The organism is Pseudomonas sp. OA65 (assembly GCF_017498305.1).
In the GTDB taxonomy this organism is placed as follows: Bacteria; Pseudomonadota; Gammaproteobacteria; order Pseudomonadales; family Pseudomonadaceae; genus Aquipseudomonas; species Aquipseudomonas zanjanensis.
On the sequence record NZ_JAGDEZ010000048.1, the window covers coordinates 1 to 21,818 of the forward strand.

Sequence of the window (21,818 nt, forward strand, 5' to 3'; positions counted from 1 at the left end):
CCGTTAACCACGATGGCCGAACGCAGGCATTGCGCAGTGGGCATCCCGGCATGGATGCCGGGATAGCCGCGCTGGGCCATGGATGGCCCTTCGCGGCGGCCCACGGAGCAATGCCGGAGTGAGGGCATGCCGAGCCTAGGCGAGGCACCAAGTGGTGGGGCAGGAGCGTTTTGCTTACTTTTGCGCTCTTCAAAAGTGAGCCGCTGTAAGAGCGGAACCCTAAGTGGCCGTTACCGCAGCAATGGATATGTACTCAGCCAAGGCTGTCAGGCCGCCATCGCGAGCAAGCTCACTCCCACAGTGGAATGCGCCCAACCAATCAATCGTTTTGCCGTTCGATAATCGCCCAAAACCCGCAAACGGCAATTGAACCGATCCCGGGCCGCCCTTCACCATCCCTCACACAAAACCAATAACAACAGGTTCGACGCCATGCCTCTGCGCCCCGCTCCGTCCGGCTGATCCTCGATCGTTTTAACCCTCCAGCTCCACCGCAATGTTCGTAACCCACGGTTGCGGCAACAACTCGCTTCGTCCATAAAAAACAAGAGACAACGCCCATGAAGCCCACACAGCACCTGTTCCCCAGCCTTATCGCCGTCGCCCTGGCCAGCACCGCCCTGCCCGTCCTGGCCGCGGAATCGGGATTCGTCGAAGATGCCAAGGCCACGCTGAACCTGCGCAACTTCTACCTCAACCGCAACTTCACCAACCCGAACAATGCCCAAGGCAAGGCTGAAGAGTGGACCCAGAGCTTCATCCTCGACGCCAAGTCCGGTTTCACCCAAGGCACCGTCGGTTTCGGCATGGACGTACTGGGCATGTACTCGGTCAAGCTCGATGGCGGTCGCGGCACGGCAGGTACACAACTGCTGCCGGTACATGACGACGGTCGCCCGGCCGACGACTTCGGTCGCCTCGGCGTGGCCCTCAAGGCCAAGGTCTCGAAGACTGAATTGAAGGTCGGCGAATGGATGCCGGTACTGCCGATCCTGCGTTCCGACGACGGCCGCTCCCTGCCGCAAACCTTCCGTGGTGGCCAGGTGACCTCCACCGAAATCAGCGGCCTGACCCTCTACGGCGGCCAGTTCCGCGCCAACAGCCCGCGCAACGACGCGAGCATGGAAGACATGTCGATGAACGGCCGCGGCGCGTTCACCTCCGACCGTTTCAACTTCGGCGGCGGCGAATACGCCTTCAACGAAAAACGCACCCAGGTCGGCGTCTGGTACGCGGAACTGTCCGACATCTACCAACAGCAGTATTTCAACCTGACCCACAGCCAACCCATGGGCGACTGGACCCTGGGCGCCAACCTTGGCTACTTCACCGGCAAGGAAAACGGCAGCGCATTGGCCGGCGACCTCGACAACAAAACCGCGTTCGCCATGCTCTCGGCAAAATACGGCGGCAACACCTTCTACGTCGGCCTGCAAAAAGTCGGCGGCGATGATGCCTGGATGCGCGTCAACGGCACCAGCGGCGGCACCCTGGCGAACGACAGCTACAACTCCAGCTACGACAACGCCAAGGAAAAATCCTGGCAAGTGCGCCACGACTTCAACTTCGCTGCCGTCGGCGTGCCGGGCCTGACGCTGATGAACCGCTACATCAGCGGTGACAACGTGCACACCGCCACGGTTGACGATGGCAAGGAATGGGGTCGGGAAAGTGAGCTAGCTTATACCGTGCAGAGCGGCGCGCTGAAGAGCCTGAATGTGAAGTGGCGCAACTCGACGATGCGCCGGGACTACAGCACTAACGAGTTCGATGAGAACCGGTTGATCGTCAGCTATCCGATCAGCTTGCTGTAAAAGCTAGATATGGAGGGTGGCTGTACCATCGTCATCGCGAGCAGGCTCGCTCCCACAGGGGGATCAGTGCCGAGCACAAAACTTGTGTTCACTGAAGATCCAATGTGGGAGCAAAGCTTGCTCGCGATAGCGGTGGGCCAGTAGTGTTTCTTCCGAGTGTGGCATTGCATCGCGAGCAAGCTTTGCTCCCACAGTAATGACTCACACAGGGGATTGGCGGTGGATCTCAAGCCCGCGATTCGACGCCCAGTTCGTCCCAGACGGATTCGGCCAGGTGGAAGGTGGCGTTGGCTGCCGGGATGCCGCAGTAGATGGCGCTCTGCATGATCACTTCCTTGATCTCGCTGCGGCTCACACCGTTGTTGGCGGCGGCGCGCAGGTGCAGCTTGAGTTCTTCGTTGCGGTTCATGCCGATCAGCATGGCGATGGTGATCAGGCTGCGGGTATGGCGCGGCAGGCCCGGGCGGGTCCAGATGTCGCCCCAGGCGTGGCGGGTGATCATCTCCTGGAATTCACTGTTGAATTCGGTCAGGGCATTGAGGCTGCGATCGACGTGGGCATCGCCCAGCACCGCGCGGCGCACTTGCATGCCTTCGTCGTAACGTTGTTTCTCGTCCACAAAAAACTCCTCAGGCCCGGCCCGAATCAAGCAGGAAATCCAAGACCCGCGCGCTGAACGCGGCGCCAGCCTGGACGTTGGACAGGTGCGCGGCATGGAACTCGGCGTACTCGGCCCCGCTGACGCGTTCCTGGATAAAATGCCCTCCCGACGGCGGTGTCACCGCATCTTCCGTCCCGGCAATCACCAGCAGCGGCACGCGAATCGATGACAACTGCTCGCGGAAATCGGCATCACGCACCGCCGCGCAGTTGGCGGCATAACCCTGGGGCGAGGTCGCAGCCAGCATGTCGGTGATTTTTTTCGCTGTCGCAGGCTGGGCCTCGGCAAAGTCAGGGGTAAACCAGCGGGCAATCGAGGCATCGCGCAACGCAACCATCGCCGCCTTGCCGTCACGCAGTACGGTTTCGATGCGTGGGTTCCACACCGATGGATCGCCGATCTTGGCGGCGGTGTTGCACACCACCAGTTTGTGCAGGCGCTCGCCAGCATTGATGCCCAGCCACTGACCGATCAAGCCGCCCATGGACAAGCCGCAGAAATGCACCTTGTCGATGTTCAACTGATCAAGCATCGCCAGCACATCGCGCCCCAGCTGTTCGATGCTGTAGGGGCCTTCGGTCACCAGCGACTGGCCATGACCACGGGTGTCGAAACGCAGCACACGAAAGTGTTCGCTGAAGGCCGCGACCTGCTCGTCCCACATGTGCAAATCGGTGCCCAGGGAGTTGGAGAGCACCAGCACCGGGGCGTCTTGCGGCCCGTCCAATCGGTAATTCAGATCGCCCTCGGCGAGTTTGACGAATCCCACAACAATCTCCTTTCAGGCATTCAAGGCAAGGTGTTCGGCCACGGCTCGGGCGACCCAGGTCTGGGCCTGTCCGAGGTAGTGGGCCGGGTCGAGCAAATGGTCCAGCTCGGTCGCGGATAACTGCGCGGTGACTTGGGATTCGTCTCCCAGCACATCGCGCAGATGCCGCTGTTCGGCCACGGCGCGCTTGCAGCATTGCTCCAGCAGATGATGGGCGGTGTCACGGCCAACCCGCTGGGCCAGGACGATGCTCACCGCTTCGGCCAGCACCAACCCCTGGGTCAGTTCCAGGTTGCGGGCCATGCGCGCCGCATCCACTTCCAGCCCTTCGGCCAGCAGTCGCGCCTGTTGCAAGGCACCGGAGACCAGGCAGCAGATCTCAGGCAGGGTTTCCCATTCGGCGTGCCACAAGCCCAGGCTGCGCTCGTGTTCCTGAGGCATGGCGCTGAACAGCGTCGACAGCAGGCCAGGCACCCGTGTCGCCGCACTTATCAGCACCGCCGCGCCCACCGGGTTGCGCTTGTGCGGCATCGTCGACGAACCGCCCTTGCCCGGTGCAGAAGGTTCGAACGCTTCGCCGGCCTCGGTCTGCATCAACAGGCTGATATCGCGCCCCAATTTGCCCAGGCTGCCGGCGATCAACCCCAGCACCGCGCCGAACTCCACCAGGCGATCGCGCTGGGTGTGCCACGGTTGCTCCGGCAGGTTCAGTTGCAACTCGGCGGCCAAGGCTTCGGCGACCGGCAGCGCCTGCTCACCCAAGGCGGCGAGCGTTCCGGAGGCGCCGCCGAATTGCAGCACCAGCAGGCGTGGTTTGAGTTCCTGCAAGCGCTGGCGACTGCGGGTGGTCGCCCCCAGCCAACCGGCGATCTTCATGCCCAGGGTTACCGGGGTGGCATGTTGCAACCAAGTGCGCCCGGCCAGCGGTGTGGCGGCGTAGCGCTCGGCTTGTCGGGCCAGGGTGGCGGCCAGTTGCGCCAGCTCTGCCTCGATCAAGCCCAACGCCTGGCGCAGTTGCAGCACCAGCCCGCTGTCCATCACATCCTGGCTGGTAGCCCCCAGGTGCACGTAGCGTTCGGCCTCCGCGCTCTCGGTGGCGATGCGCTTGCCCAATGCCTTCACCAGTGGGATCGCCGAATTGCCGGCACTGGCAATCGCATCGCTCAATGCGCAAAAGTCGTACAACTGGGCATGGCAGGCGCTCTCGATCGGCGCCACCGCGTCCTGGGGGATCAACCCCACTCGCGCTTGGGCCCGGGCCAATGCGGCCTCGACATCCAGCATGGCCTGCACCCGCCCTGCATCGCAGAACACCTCGCGCATGTCGCGGGCGGTGAAGTAGGCATCGAACAGCTGATTGCCCGGTCGTTCGCTCATAAACAGTCCTTGGGAAGGTAGATGCCTTTGTGGCGAGGGAGCTTGCTCCCGCTTGAGTGCGAAGCGCTCACAAGAGAGGGCTGCTGCGCAGCCCAGCGGGAGCAAGCTCCCTCGCTACAATGATTCAAACAAGCCTTAAGTGAATGGATCAAAGGTCGTGGTGCAAATACGCCGGCTGCTTGGGCAGGCGCAGGCTGAAGAGGAACGCCACCACCATCATCACCGTGACATACCAATAAAAGGCGTTTTCCATGCCCTGGGCCTTCAGGCTCAAGGCAACGTACTCCGCCGAACCACCAAAAATCGCATTGGCCACCGCGTAAGCCAACCCTACTCCCAGTGCCCGCACTTCAGGTGGAAACATTTCCGCTTTCACCAAGCCGCTGATGGAGGTGTAGAAACTGACGATGGCCAGCGCCAACGTAATCAGGACAAACGCCAGGAACGGGCTGCTGATGCTTTTGAGCGTCAGCAGGATCGGCACCGTGCACAACGCCCCCAGGCCACCGAACCAAAGCATGGAGTTACGCCGGCCGATCTTGTCCGCCAGCATGCCGAACAGCGGTTGCATGCACATATAGAGGAACAGCGCGCCGGTCATGATGTAGCTGGCGGTCTTGGCATGCAGGCCGGCGGTGTTCACCAGGTATTTCTGCATGTAGGTGGTGAAGGTGTAGAAAATCAGCGAACCGCCGGCGGTGTAGCCGAGCACGGTGATGAACGCCGCCTTGTGGTCGCGGAACAGCGCGGCGATGCTGCCGGCGTCCTTGTTTTCGCGCATTTCCTTGCTGCTGGTCTCCTTCAACGAGCGACGCAGGAGCAGGGAAATCAACGCCGCCGCGGCGCCTACCACGAACGGAATCCGCCAGCCGTAGGCACGCAGTTCGTCCTCGTTGAGAAACTGTTGCAGCACCACCACCAGCGACACCGCCAGCAACTGCCCGCCAATCAGCGTCACGTACTGGAACGAGGCGAAGAAGCCGCGCTGGCCCTTGAGGGCCACTTCGCTCATGTAGGTGGCGGTGGTGCCGTATTCACCGCCCACCGACAGGCCTTGCAGCAAGCGCGCGAGCAACAGCAGCACCGGCGCCCAGACGCCGATGTCGTTGTAGGTGGGCAGGCAGGCGATGAGCAACGAGCCGAAGCACATCATCAGCACCGAGATCATCATCGAATTCTTGCGCCCGTGACGGTCCGCCACTCGGCCAAAAATCCAGCCGCCGATGGGGCGCATCAGGAACCCGGCGGCGAACACACCGGCCGTGTTGACCAGTTGCACCGTCGGGTTGTCCGAGGGGAAGAACGCTGGCGCGAAATAAATCGCACAGAACGCATAGACGTAGAAGTCGAACCATTCGACCAGATTGCCGGATGAGGCGCCGACGATGGCGAAGATGCGCTTGCTGCGTTCTTCACCGGTGTAATGGCTGATTGGGATGGTCATGGGTTATTCACTCGTTGGGGCTGACGAAGTCTAGACACACTTAGTAACAGTCCCGTTCCACAGTATTGCATTGCCTGGACTGACGCTATCGCGGGCAAGCCTTGCTCCCACAGAGGTTGTTGCCATTACCCACCGCTGTCGTGTACTCCTGTGGGAGCAAGGCTTGCCCGCGATGGCGTCAGTGTTGACTCACTCAGTAATCGAAGAACACCGTCTCGGCATCCGTGCCCTGCAGGATCACGTTCCACTGGTACACGCCCGACGCATCGGGCTTGGCGACGAGGGTGCCGCGGCGCTCCTCGGGCACGCAGGCCAGCAGCGGGTCAGCTTCGTTGGCCGGTTCGCCGTCAAAGTAGATGCGTGTCAGCAAATGCTTGACCAGCCCACGTGCGAACACCAGCACGACAAGATGCGGCGCCTGGGTCGTATCGCCCAGCCCTTGCACCGTGCCCGGCTTGATGGTGGTGAAGCGAAAGCGCCCTTCAGCATCCACCGGCACCCGACCAAAACCGTCGAAGTGCGGGTCCAAAGGTTTGTCCTGGTCGTCTTCCGGGTGGGCGTATTTGCCGGCGGCGTTGGCCTGCCAGACTTCCAGCATCGCGTCGTTGACGAACTGGCCATTACCGTCGACCACCTGCCCGGTGATTGCCACACGTTGGCCAAGGGTTTGGGCAACGGTCAGGTCTTCGCGGTTCAGCCAGGTCAGGCCGATGTGGTAGTAAGGGCCAACGGTATGGGACGTGGTGGCGGTGAGCGTCATCTTATTTCTCCATCGGCGTGGCATCGCGGCCGCGCAAGACGATGTCCCAGCGGTAACCGAGGGCGTAGTGAGGGACGGTTTTTTCCAGGTCGAAACGGGCAATCAGGCGCTCTTTGGCGCGGGTGTCCGGCACGCAGTTGTAGATCGGGTCGTATTCCAGCAACGGATCGCCCGGGAAATACATCTGCGTCACCAGGCGCGTCAGGATGCTCGGCCCGAACAGTGAGAAATGGATATGCGCCGGGCGCCAGGCGTTGTGGTGGTTGCCCCACGGGTAAGCGCCGGGCTTGATGGTCTGGAACTGATACCAGCCGTCGGCATCGGTCACGGTGCGACCGGTGCCGGTGAAATTCGGGTCCAGTGGCGCGTCATGGTCGTCACGGTCATGGTTGTAGCGACCGGCAGCGTTGGCCTGCCAGATCTCCACGAGGATGCCGGGCACCGGCTCGCCGTGCTCATCCAACACCCGCCCGTGAATGATGATCCGCTCACCCAGTGGCGCGCCGGCATGCTGGGCGGTCAGGTCGTGGTCCTTTTCCTGCAAGCGGTCGGCGCCTACCGTCGGGCCGGTAATTTCCGACAGCGAATGCGGCAGGAACACCAACGGCTTGGACGGCGAGCGCAGGTTGGTGGACTGGTACGGCGGGTGCAGATATTCCGGCTGGGTGCCCGCTTGGGGGCGACGATAACCAGGCTTGTCAGTCATGAAGCATTCCTCGGTTTTCTTATTAGTAGAGCGACGCGTCAGACGCGTTCGATGGCCAATGCCAGACCCTGGCCGACGCCGACGCACATGGTCGCCAGGCCTTTCTTGCCGCCGGTCTTTTCCAAGTGGTGCAGCGCCGTCAGTACTAAACGCGCACCGCTCATGCCCAATGGATGACCGAGGGCGATGGCGCCGCCGTTCGGGTTGACCTGCGGCGCATCGTCCGCCAGCCCCAGGTCTCGCAACACCGCCAGGCCTTGGCTGGCAAACGCTTCATTGAGTTCGATCACATCGAAATCCGCGACCGCCAGGCCCAGGCGTTCAGTGAGCTTGCGCACTGCTGGCACCGGGCCAATGCCCATCACCCGTGGCGCAACGCCGGCGCTGGCCATGCCCAACACTTTGCCCCGAGGCGTCAGGCCATGTTTTTTCACCGCTTCGGCCGACGCCAGGATCAAGGCGGCCGCGCCGTCGTTGACACCCGAAGCGTTGCCGGCGGTGACGGTCTTGTCAGGGCCATTGACCGGTTTGAGTTTGCCCAAGGTTTCCAGCGTGGTGTCGGCGCGCGGGTGCTCGTCCTGTTCAACCACGGTTTCGCCTTTTTTATGAGTGATGCGCACCGGCACGATTTCTTCGGCGAAAAACCCTGCCGCCTGGGCCACCGCCGTTCGCTGTTGGCTGCGCAAGGCGAAAGCGTCCTGGTCGGCGCGGGACACGGCGTAGTCATCGGCCACGTTATCGGCAGTCTGCGGCATCGCGTCGACGCCGTACTGGGCTTTCATCAACGGGTTGATGAAACGCCAGCCGATGGTGGTGTCTTCCAGCTTCATGTTGCGGGAAAACGCCGCGTCGGCCTTGCCCATCACGAACGGCGCCCGAGACATCGACTCCACGCCGCCAGCAATCGCCAGTTCCATCTCGCCGCTGGCGATGGCGCGGAACGCGGTGCCGATGGCGTCCATGCCCGAGGCGCAAAGGCGATTGAGGGTCACGCCGGGAATGCTCTCCGGCAGGCCCGCCAACAGCAGCGCCATGCGCGCCACGTTGCGGTTGTCTTCGCCGGCCTGGTTGGCACAGCCGAGAAACACTTCGTCCACCGCGCTCCAGTCCACCGATGGGTTGCGCTCCATCAGCGCCTTGATCGGCACGGCCGCCAGGTCATCGGCACGCACGGCGGACAAACCGCCGCCAAACCGACCGATGGGGGTTCGAATCGCATCACAGATATACACGTCGCGCATCAGGCTTCTCCCGGTGCCTGGCCGTGGGCCGCCGCGGTGCGAGCTTCCAGGTCGCGCAGTGCGCGCAGCTCCACCTCGGTCGGCTCGGCGGTGGTTTGCACCTGGTCGGCGAAACGGATCGCCCACCCGGTGGCCGCAATGACTTGCTCGCGGGTCACGCCGGGGTGCAGCGCGGTGACCACGAATTCATGGCTGCCGGCTTCCGGCTCCATGATGCACAAGTCGGTGATGATGCCCACGGGCCCCGCCCCCGGCAGGCCCAGACGCTTGCGCGAATCGCCGCCTTCGCCATGGCCGACCGAGGTGATGAAATCCAGCTTGTCGACAAACGAACGCGCCGACTGCTTGAGGATGATCAGTACGCTTTTGGCGGAACCGGCGATTTCCGGCGCGCCACCGGCACCCGGCAAGCGGACTTTCGGTTGATGGTAGTCGCCCACCACCGTGGTGTTGATGTTGCCGAAACGGTCGACCTGGGCCGCGCCAAGGAAACCGACATCGATACGCCCACCCTGCAGCCAGTAGCGAAAGATCTCACCGGTCGGTACGACAGTATCGGCGGTTTCCGCCAGTTCACCGTCGCCGATGGACAGCGGCAGTACGCTGGGCTTGGCACCGATCGGGCCGGATTCGTAGATCAGTACGACGTCCGGCGACGAGGTCAGCCGCGCCAGGTTGGCCGCTTTCGACGGCAGGCCGATGCCGACGAAGCACACGGCATTGTTTTTCAAGCGACGCGCCGCGGCGACGGTCATCATTTCGTTGGTGGAATAGTTCATGGTTTCACCTGCGAAGCGGCTGCCAGCCGGGCCTGGAATTCACTGAAATCTCGAGTGCCGTGGATGTATTCGTTGATCCATGCGGTAAAAGTCTCACGGTCCCGGGCGATCGGGTCCCACGCCTGGTAGAAACGGTTGTCACGCTCGGTGTAGCCGTGGGCGTAGGACGGATGGGCACCGCCGGGGACATGGCACACGGCGCTCAACGCCCAGGTCGGCAGCACGCAGGCGTTCATCGGCGCGTTCAGGTCCTCGACGATTTCTTCCACGGTGACGATGCAACGCTTGGCGGCCAGGGCGGCTTCTTTCTGCACACCGAGGATGCCCCACAGCAGCACGTTACCCTTGCGGTCGGCTTTCTGGGCGTGGATCACCGTGATGTCCGGGCGCACCGAAGGCACGGCGGCCAGGACTTCGCCAGTGAAGGGACAGGTCACGCTCTTGATCAGAGGGTTGACCTTCGGCAGGTCGGAGCCGGCGTAGGCCCGCAACACCGCGAACGGGAGGCCGGAGGCGCCGGCGACGTAGGCATTGGCCAGGTCGGCGTGGCTGTGCTCCTCGATCTCCAGCGGGTGCGGCCATTGTTTCTCCACGGCATCGCGCAAGCGGTGCAACGACCCGACGCCAGGGTTACCGCCCCAAGAGAAGATCAACTTGCGAGCACAACCGGCGCCGATCAACTGGTCATAGATCAGGTCAGGCGTCATGCGCACCAAGGTTAGATCCTTCTTGCCCTGGCGAATGATTTCATGACCTGCCGCCGTAGGAATCAGATGAGTGAAGCCTTCGAGCGCGACGGTATCGCCGTCGTTGACGAATTGCTTCACCGCGTCGTGCAGCGAAAGGATTTCAGCCATGGGGCAGGCTCCCGTTTTCCAGTAGACCGACATGAAGAAAAAGGCGCGAGGTTCAAGCGCCGGAGTGACTGAAGATTAAGCTTCGGGATGACGCCAAAACAATCCGATAATCGACTGAGTGTTCGTTTATCGAACAGATTGTTGTTTGGCTATCGATTTGCCCTCACATCGAAAACAAGCGGAAACCGTGGCGAGGGAGCTTGCTCCCGCTGGGGCGCGAAGCGGCCCTCTTTTTAGGGCTGCTACGCAGCCCAGCGGGAGCAAGCTCCCTCGCCACAGGTGTGGCTCAGGGCTTCGTGCATGTGAATAGCTCAGGTCGCATCCGCATGACTGACCATGCCCTTGATCACCACCGCGGTGGTCGCCAGGGCGGCAGGAATAACCAGTGCCGTCAGGACCTGTTCGAAGTTCCAGCCCAGGCCCAGCAGTGTGGCGCCCATCCAGGCCCCGAGGATCGCGCCGAAACGACCGATGCCCAGCATCCACGAGACCCCGGTGGCCCGGCCCTGGGTCGGGTAGAAACGCGCCGCCAGGGACGGCATCGCCGATTGCGCGCCGTTGACGCACATGCCGGCCACCAGCACCAGGGTGGCGAGCACGGTGATGTTGCCCAGGCTCTGCCCCACCGCGTAGGCAAACACCCCGGCCATCAGATAGAAAAGGCCGATGACCTTGTGCGGATTGAACCGGTCCATCGCCCAACCGACAAACACAGCGCTCAACACGCCGCCGAATTGAAACAACGCCCCGATAAACGCGGCCTGCTCCATGCTCGCGCCGCTGTCGCGCATTAAGGTCGGCAGCCAACTGGTCAACAGGTAGACAATCACCAAGCCCATGAAATAGGTCAGCCACAGCAGCAAGGTGCCGGCACTGTAGGTGCCGGAGAAAATCACCGCCAGCACGTTACGGGCTTTCACGGTTTTCTGTTCCGGCACACTGAAGCTCGCCGCTTGGGCCACGACTTGCGGCTCGATCGGCGCCAGGGTCTTGCGCACTTTGTCGGTGTCGCGATTGCGCACCACCAGGTAACGCGCCGACTCCGGCAGCCAGAACAGCAACACGACCGCCAGGATCAACGGCAGCACCCCGCCAATCAGCAGCAGGCTGTGCCAGCCGAACGCCGGGATCAGCTTGGCGGAGATGAACCCGCCGCCGGCCATGCCCAGGTTGAAGCCACAGAACATGCTGGTCACCAACAGCGACTTCTTGCGTTCCGGGGTGTATTCCGAGAGCAAGGTGGTGGCGTTCGGCATCCCGGCGCCTAGTCCCAGGCCGGTCAGGAAGCGCAATACCAGCAATTGATCGACGTTGGTGCTGTAGGCCGACGCCAGGCTGAACGCGCCGAACAACACGACCGCGCCCACCAGTACGACTTTTCGCCCGAAGCGGTCAGCCAACGGCCCTGAGCCCAGTGCGCCAAATACCATGCCGATCAGCGCGGCACTCATTACCGGGCCGAGGCTGGCGCGATCGATGCCCCAATCCTGGGACAGCGCCGGGGCGATGAAGCCCATGGCGGCCGTATCGAGGCCGTCGAGGAACACAATCAGGAAACACAGAATTACCACCCGCCACTGATAACGCGATATGGGCTGGGTATTGATGAAGGACTGCACATCGAGGCAATTGCCTACGGAGGTCTGGGGCTGGTTCATTTTATTTTTATTCCAAGCGAGAAACGCAGGCGGACGAACGGAAACCCGGCGAAACACGCCGGATGACGCTGCGCGACATTAATGAGGCCGGGCAAACACCGTCAATTCATCGCCGCCGACTGTGTGCGTTTATCGAACAGCTTAAGTGAACAGCTGCGCGCTCAGGTCGCGACTGGCCCCCAGCAGGCCAGGCAGGAAGCGTTGTTCCAACTCATTGCGGCTGACCCGCCCGGCATGGGTACTGACGTTTAGCGCGGCCACTACTTGGCCGGAAGCGTCGTACACCGGTACGGCAATCGAACGCAGACCTTGTTCCAGTTCCTGGTCGACGATGCACCAGCCCTGCTGCCGCACCTGTTGCAGGCACTCGAGCAAAGCCTCAGGTGTGTGCAAGGTGCGGCTGGTCTTGGCCTGCAAGTCGGCGTGGTCGAGGTAGTCGCGCAACGACGCATCATCCAGGGCCGCCAGGAGAATCCTGCCCATGGAAGTGCAATAGGCTGGCAGGCGCCCGCCCACCGACAGGTCCACCGAAATCAGGCGCTGAGTGGTCGCAGAGCGGGCGATGTAGAGAATGTCGTCGCCTTCGAGCGTGGCCATGTTGCAGGCTTCGTGCAGTTGCTCGCTCATGCGGTCCAGGTACGGCTGGGCAGAAACGGCCAGGGGTGTGGAAGACAGATAGGCGTGACCGAGGGTCAGCACTTTGGGCAGCAGCGAATAGGTGCGCCCGTCCGTGGTGGCGTAGCCCAACTTGATCAAGGTATGCAGGCAACGTCTGACAGCGGCGCGGGGAATTTCCGTGCGGTGGCTGATCTGGGCGATGGTCAGGTGCCGCTTGCGCTCCTGGAAGGCCTGGACCACGGCCAAGCCGCGGGCCAGGGAGGTCATGAAGTCGGGATCACCGGTCAGGGCCTGGATCCGCTTGGCCGGCGAGGCGACGATCGGAGGCGCGACTGAAGTGAAGGCATTGCGCAATTGGTCGTTCATGTCTGGTCCTTCCCCGGGAATGACGGCTATTCAAGCGGCGGCCCGATGGGCAAGCAAGGGCTGCCGGTCGAGAGCGTTCGATTATCGAACCGTCGACCGATAATCGCAATCGGATCAGCTATCGAATAGCGCTCCGCCGCGAACACGTTTGAGTGTAAGTTGCAGGAAACAATGACTCGGGTTTGGCTTGAAGGGATGAGCAATATTGAACTTGTTGGCGTGAATGGCATCTGGATAGCGGTACTCGCCGACCTTTCCTGCACGCGGTGATACAAGTTGCACATACAAACATGAGTTCACACAACAACAGCATCTTTTAATTTTTCCCGATAGTGTTATTCGGCTGGGCCGCTATAATGCAAAACAGCGACGGTACGGCCAATCGACCGTTCCCGTGCGCAGGCATCGTGGTCATTACCCTGGTGCTCGAAGCGCCTTCATGGTCGCTTCCCCTGTTTGGCAACAACGCGAAGCCCTGATGCTACGTCAGCTGTCAGCTCTGGTGCCGTGGCCGTCTGCATGTCCACATGCAGTGCGTATCACCAGATTCAACTTCAATTAATTTAGGTAAAACTGTGACGAAAGACGAACTGCGCGCGGAACTTGAGCGCCAGGAACAACGTTACAAGGAAGTTTACGGCGGGGAAGTCACCACCTACGCCGCGCAACCTGAACCGGAACGCAAACCCTGGCGCAAGCGCGCCACCGTTCAGGACCAGGCCTTCACTCAGGAACTCCAGAAGATGGAAAAGGAACTCAAGGCCGAAGAGCAGTGACGCTCCGCGCCCGAGGTTCTTGTGAAGAGGTCTCCGGCCGCCACCCAGGCCGGAAACCGTAGCGCACGCCCGCCATGAGCGGGCCGCCATCCGTTCCCATCCGACGGTCGGGAAGGGTCATGGCCGACCTCCTTTTCAGATATTTCATACAACCGCTCGCGGCATCATTCAGCGTGTCGTGATCCTGGCCAAGTGTGCTTTGCGCCCATGATTCAAGGGGTTACGCAACCCGCGGCAGACATGGCGCTTGAGGCTGTCCTACAATTTATTTCGTTGAAGAATGTTACCGATGAGCAGGCAATGCATCGATTACCGAGGTTTTCTGGCATAATCGCGCCCCCTTATGACCGGGTCAGAAAACCTTCATGATCGATTTATTCAGCGGACTGGATGCTTGGGTGCTTGTGAGCCTCTTGCTCGCCCTGGCTTTTGTCCTCGCCTTCGAGTTCATCAACGGCTTTCATGACACCGCTAACGCGGTTGCCACTGTTATCTACACCAAAGCCATGCCGCCTCACCTGGCGGTGTTCTTTTCCGGGGTGTTCAATTTTCTCGGCGTGTTGCTGGGCGGTGTGGGGGTGGCGTACGCCATCGTTCACCTGTTGCCCGTGGAGCTGCTGATCAATGTGAACACCGGACACGGGCTGGCCATGGTGTTTTCGCTGCTCGCAGCGGCCATCACCTGGAACCTGGGCACCTGGTACTTCGGTATCCCGGCATCCAGCTCCCACACATTGATCGGTTCGATCCTCGGCGTGGGCCTGGCCAACGCGCTGATCAACGATATCCCGTTGGCCGACGGGGTGAACTGGCAGAAGGCGATCGATATCGGCGCTTCCCTGGTGTTCTCGCCCATGGCCGGTTTCCTGATCGCCGCCCTGGTGCTGATCGGCCTGAAATGGTGGCGTCCGCTGTCGAAGATGCACAAGACGCCGGAACAGCGCCGCCAGATCGACGACAAGAAACACCCGCCGTTCTGGAACCGCCTGGTACTGGTGATCTCGGCCATGGCCGTCAGCTTTGTCCACGGTTCCAACGATGGCCAGAAAGGTATCGGCCTGATCATGCTGGTGCTGATCGGTATCGTGCCGGCGCAGTTCGTACTGGACCTGGGCAGCACCACCTACCAGATCGAGCGGACCCGTGACGCAACCTTGCACCTGAGCCAGTTCTACCAACGCAACCACGAGTCCCTGGGTGAATACCTGGCGCTGGGCAAAAGCGTGAACGGCGACCTGCCCGAGAAGTTCCGCTGCAACCCGCAGCAGACCGAACCGACCATCAATGCCCTGCTCGACACGCTCAAAGGCGTGGCTGACTACCATTCGCTGCCGTCGGAACGACGCATCGAGGTTCGTCGCTACCTGCTCTGCCTGGACGACACGGCGAAGAAGGTAGGCAAGTTGCCAGGCTTGGCAGCTCGCGAAAAAGATGACTTGAACAAGCTGCGCAAGGACCTGACCGCCACCACCGAGTACGCCCCGTTCTGGGTGATCCTGGCAGTCGCACTGGCGCTGGGCCTGGGCACCATGGTTGGCTGGAAGCGTGTGGTGCTGACCATCGGCGAGAAGATCGGCAAACAAGGCATGACCTATGCGCAAGGTATGTCGGCGCAGATCACCACCGCGTGCATGATCGGCGCGGCGAATATCTTCAGCCTGCCGGTTTCCACCACCCATGTACTGTCCTCGGGCGTGGCGGGCACCATGGTCGCCAACAAGAGCGGCCTGCAAGGCGGCACCGTACGCACCATCCTGCTGGCCTGGGTGCTGACCCTGCCGGCGACGGTGGCGCTGTCGGCGGCGCTGTTCTGGCTGGCGTCCAAGGCTATCGGCAGCTGATTCCAGCGGCTCACAAAAAAGGTGCGACCCTTGCGGATCGCACCTTTTTTTATGCCGAATACAAATCCCTGTGGGAGCGAGCCTGCTCGCGATAGCGTCGGGCCTGTCACATCTACAGCGCCTGGCACACCGCTATCGCGAGCAGGCTCGCTCCCACAATGGCTTTGTGTGGAACCGGGAAAATTTGCCAAAAAAAAGGGCGACCGAAGTCGCCCAAAATGCCTTGCGTGCTCGTTGTAACCAGAAAGACCTACGGTTTTTTCCGCTTGTGTGCGTCTTTCCAGATGAATAATCCAAAACCTGCGAAAAACACGACCATGAGGCCGACCGTCAGCACTCCGGCAAACACCACATTATCGAAAAACATGACTGGCCTCCTGGTCTTGCCCCTGTTGCGATGGGTTCAAGGTAACCAATCAGGCCTGGATGGAAATTGACCGACGTCAATAACGCCCGCAACGGGGCGTAAAGGTGGGGAAATAACTGATCTGCATCAATGGAAGGAGGGGGTTCAGCGCTTTTTCGGCTTGCTCTTCGGCTTTTTCTTTGGCTTGCCCAACGGCATGGCCTGCTCGAAAGCCTGGCGGACTTCATTGAGGCGTTTTTCATTGAGATCGTGAACGCGCTTGGCGCGTTCGGTACTGAGGTCGATCAGCTTGTCGTCTTGGCTCATGGCGTGTGGGCATCGTGCAGTGAATTGCGGATGCGCCCATGATGCGGGCTGTTGGCGGCGTTGACCAGCCTGTGAATGCAGCCAGACACCTGGATCAGATCTGGATATCGACCCACAGGCCTTGGCGCGACTCTTCGTCTATCAGCGGCACCACCGGCACGGTATTGTCGGCGTTGAGTTCGGTGCCCGGTACGGCCAGGTGCTCTTCAGGGTCTTCATCGGCCTCACGGCGGCGGCGCTCGCGCTCCTGCTGGCGACGCTGTTCCTCGCGCAACAGCAGCGCGGTCTCTTCCGGGTCGCGGTTCTGCAGGTCGATGGTGCTTTCGTTGGAGCTTTGCTGCACCGGGACCACGGGCGGTATGTCCGGTCGCTGGCGAACCGGATCCTGTTGAGCGGTGATGGGTACAACGCTCAAAGGGAGTATGGGTGGCAACATAAGGTTCTCCTGTCTTCAGGTTGTCGGCGGCTAAAGTGGCAGCTTGAACCGCCGGTCCGAAACTTGTGACCCAGTTGGCAATTGCAGCGATCGCCAGGGCCGAGCTTGTTTGATCGCTGGGCAAGCGTAAGTTCCGTACCATCGAGACGAATCAACGTACGTAAATCCTTTGGTATGAAGGATCCTTCCGTTAAGATAACCGGCTTTTTCAAGGCGGGAGTCAGGCAGCATGGCGCAGCAGTATCAACCGGGGCAACGCTGGATCAGTGACAGCGAAGCCGAGCTGGGTTTAGGCACCGTTCTGGCACAGGACGGCCGCTTGTTGACCGTGCTCTATCCGGCCACTGGCGACACTCGCCAGTACGCGCTACGGAATGCGCCACTTACCCGTGTACGGTTTTCGCCGGGCGATGTGATCACTCACTTCGAAGGCTGGAAAATGACCGTGCGCGAAGTCGATGACGTCGATGGGCTGCTGGTCTACCACGGCCTCAACGGGCAGAACGAAGTCGTCACCCTGCCCGAGACCCAACTGTCGAACTTTATCCAGTTCCGCCTGGCCAGCGACCGTCTGTTCGCCGGCCAGATCGACCCGCTGGCCTGGTTCTCCCTGCGCTATCACACCCTGGAACACACCAGCCGCCAGTTGCAGTCTTCACTGTGGGGCCTGGGCGGCGTACGCGCCCAGCCGATCGCCCACCAATTGCACATTGCCCGTGAAGTGGCCGACCGTATTGCACCGCGAGTACTGCTGGCCGACGAAGTGGGCCTGGGCAAGACCATCGAAGCCGGCCTGGTCATCCACCGTCAATTGCTGTCCGGCCGCGCCAACCGCGTCCTGATCCTGGTGCCGGAAAACCTCCAGCACCAGTGGCTGGTGGAAATGCGTCGACGCTTCAACCTGCAGGTCGCGCTGTTCGACGAAGAACGCTTCATCGAAAGCGATGCCAGCAACCCGTTCGAAGACACCCAATTGGCCCTGGTGGCGCTGGAATGGCTGGTGGACGACGAAAAGGCCCAGGACGCGCTGTTCGCCGCCGGCTGGGACCTGCTGGTGGTCGACGAAGCCCATCACCTGGTGTGGCACGAAGACCAGGTTAGCCCTCAATACGCCCTGGTCGAGCAGCTTGCCGAAACCATCCCGGGCGTGCTGCTGCTGACCGCGACCCCGGAACAACTGGGTCAGGACAGCCATTTCGCCCGCCTGCGCCTGCTGGACCCGAACCGTTTCCATGACCTCAAGGCCTTCCGCGCCGAGAGCGAAAACTATCGTCCGGTGGCCGAAGCCGTGCAGGAGCTGCTGGACAAAGGTCGCCTCTCGCCCGAAGCCCACAAGACCATCCAGGGTTTCCTGGGGAACGAAGGCGAAGCATTGCTGACCGCCGTGAATGATGGCGATGTCCAAGCCAGTGCCCGCCTGGTGCGTGAACTGCTGGATCGCCACGGTACCGGTCGCGTGCTGTTTCGCAACACCCGCGCCGCCGTGCAGGGCTTCCCCGAGCGCAAGCTACACGCCTACCCGCTGCCGTGCCCGGCCGAGTACCTCGAACTGCCCTTGGGCGATCACCCCGAGCTGTACCCGGAAGTCAGCTTCCAGGCCCAGCCGGACGCCAGCGAAGAAGAACGCTGGTGGCGTTTCGACCCGCGGGTCGAGTGGCTGATCGACACCCTGAAGATGCTCAAGCGCACCAAAGTGCTGGTGATCTGTGCCCACGCCGAAACCGCCATGGACCTGGAAGACGCCCTGCGCGTGCGTTCCGGCATCCCGGCCACGGTGTTCCACGAAGGCATGAATATCCTGGAGCGCGACCGCGCGGCGGCCTATTTCGCCGACGAAGAGTTTGGCGCCCAGGTGCTGATCTGTTCGGAAATCGGCAGTGAGGGGCGCAACTTCCAGTTCGCCCATCACTTGGTGCTGTTCGACCTGCCGGCGCATCCGGACCTGCTGGAACAACGTATTGGTCGTCTGGACCGGATCGGCCAGAAGCACACCATCGAGCTGCATGCGCCATACCTGGAAACCAGTCCCCAGGCGCGGCTGTTCCAGTGGTATCACGAAGCCCTGAATGCTTTCCTCAACACCTGCCCGACCGGCAACGCCTTGCAGCACCAGTTCGGCCCGCGCCTGCTGCCCTTGCTGGAGGAAGCCGACGACGGCCAGTGGCAAGCGCTGATCGACGAGGCCCGTACCGAGCGCGAGCGCCTGGAGGCCGAGCTGCACACCGGTCGCGACCGTTTGCTGGAACTCAACTCCGGCGGCGCGGGTGAAGGCGATGCGTTGGTGGAGGCCATTCTTGAGCAGGACGACCAGTTTGCCTTGCCGATCTACATGGAAACCCTGTTCGATGCCTTTGGTATCGACAGCGAGGACCATTCGGAAAACGCGCTGATCCTCAAACCGAGCGAAAAAATGCTCGACGCCAGCTTCCCGCTGGGCGACGACGAAGGCGTGACCATCACCTACGACCGCAACCAGGCGCTGTCGCGCGAAGACATGCAGTTCATCACCTGGGAGCACCCGATGGTGCAAGGCGGCATGGACCTGGTGCTGTCCGGCTCGATGGGCAACACCGCCGTGGCGCTGATCAAGAACAAGGCGCTCAAGCCCGGCACCGTGTTGTTGGAGCTGCTCTATGTCAGTGAGGTGGTTGCGCCGCGCTCGCTGCAACTGGGTCGCTACCTGCCACCGGCCGCCCTGCGCTGCCTGTTGGACGCCAACGGCAACGACCTGGCCGCCCGGGTCTCGTTCGAAACCCTGAACGACCAACTCGAAAGCGTGCCCCGCGCCAGCGCCAACAAGTTCATCCAGGCCCAGCGCGACCAGCTCACGCCACGGATCAATGCCGGCGAAGAGAAGATCGCCCCGCGTCACGCCGAGCGCGTGGCCGAGGCCCAGCGCCGCCTGGCCGCCGATACCGACGAGGAACTGGCCCGCCTGACCGCCCTGCAAGCGGTCAACCCGACTGTGCGCGACAGCGAACTCGTGGCCCTGCGCCAACAGCGGGAGCAAGGGCTGGCGATGCTTGAGAAGGCAGCGTTGCGTTTGGAGGCGATTCGGGTGTTGGTGGCGGGCTGAGTTTGGCGGGGTCCCGATATATAGTCCCGCTGGGGTGCTTTTATCGGGTGTATATCCGTTTCTTCGGTAACGGCGGCTTAGGGTTCCGCTCTTACAGCGGCTCACTTTTGAAGAGCGCAAAAGTAAGCAAAACGCTTTTGCCCCACCACTCGGTGCCTCGCTAGGGCTCGGCATGCCCTCACTCCGGCATTGCTCCGTGGGCCGCCGCGAAGGGCCATCCATGGCCCAGCGCGGCTATCCCGGCATCCATGCCGGGATGCCCACTCCACAATGCCTGCGTTCGGCCAGCGTGGTTAACGGGGCGCCGAAATCAACGTCCTCCCCGAGGCGGCCTGATAGCCGACCTGGCTCTCCCGGTCGTACACCCATCAGATCTGTGGGAGCAAAGCTTGCTCGCGATGGGGCCAGTCAGCTCAACACCCATGTGACTGAACCATCGCCATCGCGAGCAAGCTCGCTCCCACATTCAGTCTTCAGCGGACAAAAAATTTATATTCAACACAGAACCACTGTGGGAGCGAGCCTGCTCGCGAAGGGGCCAGCACATCCAACATTTTCATCGACTGGGGCGCCGCCTTCGCGAGCAGGCTCGCTCCCACAGTTGGGTCGGAGTACGACCGGGAGAACCAGGTCGGCTATAAGGCCGCCTCGTGGCGGACGTTGATCTCGGGCGCCCCGTTAACCACGCTGGCTGAACGAAGGTATTGCGCAGTGGGCAACCCGGCATGGATGCCGGGTTAGCCGCGCTGGGCCATGGATGGCCCTTCGCGGCGGGCCCACGGAGCAATGCCTTCGTTCGGGCATGCCGAGCCCTAGCGAGGCACCAAGTGGTGGGGCAAAAGCGTTTTGCTTACTTTTGCGCTTTTCAAAAGTGAGCCGCCGTCAGGGCGGAACCCTAAGCCGCCGTTACCAAAGAAACGGATATACACCCAAAACCCAGCCCTAACCCCTCAAGGACTGTAATACCCCACCGCCACCAGAAAATGCCCAACCTTCCTCAGGTAAGCATGCTTGTCCTCAACCTTCCCAGTCACCGGGTTCTTCCAGCGATACTCATACTCCCCCACATCCTGCTTAGCGATCATGGCCAGGATCGGTTCCCCCACCGGTTTGCCATCGGGGTCCTTGACCTTGGCGAAGTCGGTATTGATCAAACGCAGATTGGTGCCATGCCCCACATACCGCCGGGTATCGAGGTCAACGACAAAGACATACAGGTCATCCTGCAGATAACCGCCCTTGAGGGAGTTGACCGCCGTCAACGTGGCTTTCTCGTTTTTCAGCAGATCACTTGAGGCCTTGTCCAGCAGCGCCCTGGCCTGCTCGGCGGAAGCCCGTGGCAGGTAGTAGCCGACGGCCAGGATTCGTTCGCCGACGCGCTGGAAATACACATGCTTGCGCTCGACCTTGCCGTCCGCCCAGTTCTGCCAGCGATACTCGGCTTGCTGAATGCCGCTGGCCTCGGGGGTTTTCAAGGCGTCCTTGAAGGCTTTGCGCAATTCCGGCCCCAGTACTTCGGACACGTCCCGCCCGATCAACGCCGAGGAGGGTCCGCCGCTGGCAAGCATCACACCCTGGGTATCGACCACGAACACATAGCGATCCTTGTCGACGAATTCCCCTTGGCGGCTGAAGGCGGCAAAGGCCTTGTCGCCATTGTCGTGGTAGTAGGCCAGAGCCTTCTCCAGCAGCGCCCGGGCCGCCTGGCCATCGTCCGCAGTGGCCGCCTGGGTCTGGGCCAGCCCCAGCACAAGCATTGCGCCCAGCCAGGCCATCCTGTGAAAAAAAACCATATGCGCGCCCTCGTTCTTGTTGGTGTTTCAAGAGCGTAGACGGCGTGGGGAAGTAGGAGCTGACGAGTGCAACGAGGCTGCGATCTTTTCCCAGACAATTGAGTCTTGAGCAAAGATCAAAAGATCGCAGCCTTCGGCAGCTCCTACAGGGATAGGCGCTGGCCGAACATCAG

The 21,818-nt window shown here is 61.7% G+C and carries 19 protein-coding genes; 4 read left to right on the top strand and 15 right to left on the bottom strand.

Going from position 1 to position 21,818, the window contains the following annotated elements:
• Positions 1–560: 560 nt before the first annotated feature.
• The gene (locus tag J3361_RS25825) at positions 561–1,814 is read left to right on the top strand and encodes an OprD family porin (protein ID WP_207966932.1); all 1,254 of its coding nucleotides are present in this window, start codon (positions 561–563) and stop codon (positions 1,812–1,814) included.
• A 226-nt stretch (positions 1,815–2,040) separates the two neighbouring features.
• Here J3361_RS25825 and pcaC read toward each other — a convergent pair whose 3' ends face one another.
• From pcaC to pcaR, 11 genes are all read right to left on the bottom strand, one after another.
• Positions 2,041–2,433, bottom strand: a complete 393-nt coding sequence (gene pcaC, locus J3361_RS25830; RefSeq protein WP_014336968.1) for a 4-carboxymuconolactone decarboxylase — start codon at positions 2,431–2,433, stop codon at positions 2,041–2,043.
• Positions 2,434–2,443: 10 nt separating this feature from the next.
• Entirely contained in the window at positions 2,444–3,244 is an 801-nt protein-coding gene (gene pcaD, locus J3361_RS25835) for a 3-oxoadipate enol-lactonase (RefSeq protein WP_207966933.1), read from the bottom strand.
• A gap of 12 nt (positions 3,245–3,256) precedes the next feature.
• Complete coding sequence (locus J3361_RS25840; protein WP_207966934.1) at positions 3,257–4,621, bottom strand: 3-carboxy-cis,cis-muconate cycloisomerase; 1,365 nt, start codon at positions 4,619–4,621, stop codon at positions 3,257–3,259.
• Between the two features lie 148 nt (positions 4,622–4,769).
• Complete coding sequence (locus tag J3361_RS25845; protein WP_207966935.1) at positions 4,770–6,065, bottom strand: MFS family transporter; 1,296 nt, start codon at positions 6,063–6,065, stop codon at positions 4,770–4,772.
• A gap of 193 nt (positions 6,066–6,258) precedes the next feature.
• Positions 6,259–6,825 carry a protocatechuate 3,4-dioxygenase subunit alpha gene (pcaG, locus tag J3361_RS25850; RefSeq protein ID WP_207966936.1) on the bottom strand — a complete coding sequence of 189 codons (567 nt, stop codon included), beginning with the start codon at positions 6,823–6,825 and terminating at the stop codon, positions 6,259–6,261.
• A gap of 1 nt (position 6,826) precedes the next feature.
• On the bottom strand, positions 6,827–7,531 hold the full coding sequence (gene pcaH / locus J3361_RS25855; protein WP_207966937.1) for a protocatechuate 3,4-dioxygenase subunit beta: 705 nt from the start codon (positions 7,529–7,531) through the stop codon (positions 6,827–6,829).
• A gap of 38 nt (positions 7,532–7,569) precedes the next feature.
• Positions 7,570–8,775 carry a 3-oxoadipyl-CoA thiolase gene (gene pcaF / locus J3361_RS25860; RefSeq protein ID WP_207966962.1) on the bottom strand — a complete coding sequence of 402 codons (1,206 nt, stop codon included), beginning with the start codon at positions 8,773–8,775 and terminating at the stop codon, positions 7,570–7,572.
• Entirely contained in the window at positions 8,772–9,551 is a 780-nt protein-coding gene (locus J3361_RS25865; RefSeq protein WP_181290317.1) for a CoA-transferase subunit beta, read from the bottom strand. Before J3361_RS25865 ends, pcaF begins: the two co-directional genes overlap by 4 nt.
• On the bottom strand, positions 9,548–10,408 hold the full coding sequence (locus J3361_RS25870) for a CoA transferase subunit A (protein WP_207966938.1): 861 nt from the start codon (positions 10,406–10,408) through the stop codon (positions 9,548–9,550). The genes J3361_RS25865 and J3361_RS25870 overlap by 4 nt, the downstream gene beginning before the upstream one ends.
• A gap of 311 nt (positions 10,409–10,719) precedes the next feature.
• Positions 10,720–12,066 (bottom strand): MFS transporter, encoded by a 1,347-nt coding sequence (locus tag J3361_RS25875; RefSeq protein WP_207966939.1) that lies wholly within the window; start codon positions 12,064–12,066, stop codon positions 10,720–10,722.
• Between the two features lie 141 nt (positions 12,067–12,207).
• Complete coding sequence (gene pcaR, locus J3361_RS25880) at positions 12,208–13,050, bottom strand: pca regulon transcriptional regulator PcaR (RefSeq protein ID WP_003184507.1); 843 nt, start codon at positions 13,048–13,050, stop codon at positions 12,208–12,210.
• A gap of 575 nt (positions 13,051–13,625) precedes the next feature.
• On the opposite strand from pcaR, the gene J3361_RS25885 reads away from it, so the two are divergent.
• Positions 13,626–13,826 carry a hypothetical protein gene (locus J3361_RS25885; RefSeq protein ID WP_003184509.1) on the top strand — a complete coding sequence of 67 codons (201 nt, stop codon included), beginning with the start codon at positions 13,626–13,628 and terminating at the stop codon, positions 13,824–13,826.
• Between the two features lie 365 nt (positions 13,827–14,191).
• On the top strand, positions 14,192–15,667 hold the full coding sequence (locus J3361_RS25890) for an inorganic phosphate transporter (RefSeq protein ID WP_186704480.1): 1,476 nt from the start codon (positions 14,192–14,194) through the stop codon (positions 15,665–15,667).
• A gap of 250 nt (positions 15,668–15,917) precedes the next feature.
• Here the strand turns inward: J3361_RS25890 and ccoM are convergent, their stop codons facing one another.
• The 3 genes from ccoM to J3361_RS25900 form a co-directional block, all read right to left on the bottom strand.
• Positions 15,918–16,034, bottom strand: coding sequence for a cytochrome c oxidase subunit CcoM (gene ccoM, locus J3361_RS29740; protein ID WP_014336959.1), 117 nt, complete (start codon positions 16,032–16,034; stop codon positions 15,918–15,920).
• A 144-nt stretch (positions 16,035–16,178) separates the two neighbouring features.
• On the bottom strand, positions 16,179–16,340 hold the full coding sequence (locus tag J3361_RS25895; protein ID WP_207966940.1) for a hypothetical protein: 162 nt from the start codon (positions 16,338–16,340) through the stop codon (positions 16,179–16,181).
• A gap of 94 nt (positions 16,341–16,434) precedes the next feature.
• Positions 16,435–16,776: an aspartate-semialdehyde dehydrogenase gene (locus J3361_RS25900; RefSeq protein WP_207966941.1), complete on the bottom strand. Its 342-nt coding sequence runs from the start codon at positions 16,774–16,776 to the stop codon at positions 16,435–16,437.
• Between the two features lie 229 nt (positions 16,777–17,005).
• On the opposite strand from J3361_RS25900, the gene rapA reads away from it, so the two are divergent.
• Positions 17,006–19,852, top strand: coding sequence for an RNA polymerase-associated protein RapA (gene rapA, locus J3361_RS25905; RefSeq protein WP_207966942.1), 2,847 nt, complete (start codon positions 17,006–17,008; stop codon positions 19,850–19,852).
• A gap of 950 nt (positions 19,853–20,802) precedes the next feature.
• On the opposite strand, the gene J3361_RS25910 is transcribed toward rapA, so the two are convergent.
• Positions 20,803–21,645, bottom strand: a complete 843-nt coding sequence (locus J3361_RS25910) for a cache domain-containing protein (RefSeq protein WP_207966943.1) — start codon at positions 21,643–21,645, stop codon at positions 20,803–20,805.
• Positions 21,646–21,818: the final 173 nt, after the last annotated feature.

What these genes read in the sequence shown, in the direction of transcription:
- J3361_RS25845 (WP_207966935.1), bottom strand. Translation starts at nt 6,065, where the DNA reads ATGACCATCCCAATCAGCCATTACACCGGTGAAGAACGCAGCAAGCGC.
- J3361_RS25890 (WP_186704480.1), top strand. Translation starts at nt 14,192, where the DNA reads ATGATCGATTTATTCAGCGGACTGGATGCTTGGGTGCTTGTGAGCCTC.
- pcaR (WP_003184507.1), bottom strand. Translation starts at nt 13,050, where the DNA reads ATGAACGACCAATTGCGCAATGCCTTCACTTCAGTCGCGCCTCCGATC.
- J3361_RS25870 (WP_207966938.1), bottom strand. Translation starts at nt 10,408, where the DNA reads ATGGCTGAAATCCTTTCGCTGCACGACGCGGTGAAGCAATTCGTCAAC.
- J3361_RS25825 (WP_207966932.1), top strand. Translation starts at nt 561, where the DNA reads ATGAAGCCCACACAGCACCTGTTCCCCAGCCTTATCGCCGTCGCCCTG.
- ccoM (WP_014336959.1), bottom strand. Translation starts at nt 16,034, where the DNA reads ATGTTTTTCGATAATGTGGTGTTTGCCGGAGTGCTGACGGTCGGCCTC.
- J3361_RS25865 (WP_181290317.1), bottom strand. Translation starts at nt 9,551, where the DNA reads ATGAACTATTCCACCAACGAAATGATGACCGTCGCCGCGGCGCGTCGC.
- J3361_RS25910 (WP_207966943.1), bottom strand. Translation starts at nt 21,645, where the DNA reads ATGGTTTTTTTTCACAGGATGGCCTGGCTGGGCGCAATGCTTGTGCTG.
- pcaG (WP_207966936.1), bottom strand. Translation starts at nt 6,825, where the DNA reads ATGACGCTCACCGCCACCACGTCCCATACCGTTGGCCCTTACTACCAC.
- J3361_RS25900 (WP_207966941.1), bottom strand. Translation starts at nt 16,776, where the DNA reads ATGTTGCCACCCATACTCCCTTTGAGCGTTGTACCCATCACCGCTCAA.
- J3361_RS25840 (WP_207966934.1), bottom strand. Translation starts at nt 4,621, where the DNA reads ATGAGCGAACGACCGGGCAATCAGCTGTTCGATGCCTACTTCACCGCC.
- pcaH (WP_207966937.1), bottom strand. Translation starts at nt 7,531, where the DNA reads ATGACTGACAAGCCTGGTTATCGTCGCCCCCAAGCGGGCACCCAGCCG.
- rapA (WP_207966942.1), top strand. Translation starts at nt 17,006, where the DNA reads ATGGCGCAGCAGTATCAACCGGGGCAACGCTGGATCAGTGACAGCGAA.
- J3361_RS25895 (WP_207966940.1), bottom strand. Translation starts at nt 16,340, where the DNA reads ATGAGCCAAGACGACAAGCTGATCGACCTCAGTACCGAACGCGCCAAG.
- J3361_RS25875 (WP_207966939.1), bottom strand. Translation starts at nt 12,066, where the DNA reads ATGAACCAGCCCCAGACCTCCGTAGGCAATTGCCTCGATGTGCAGTCC.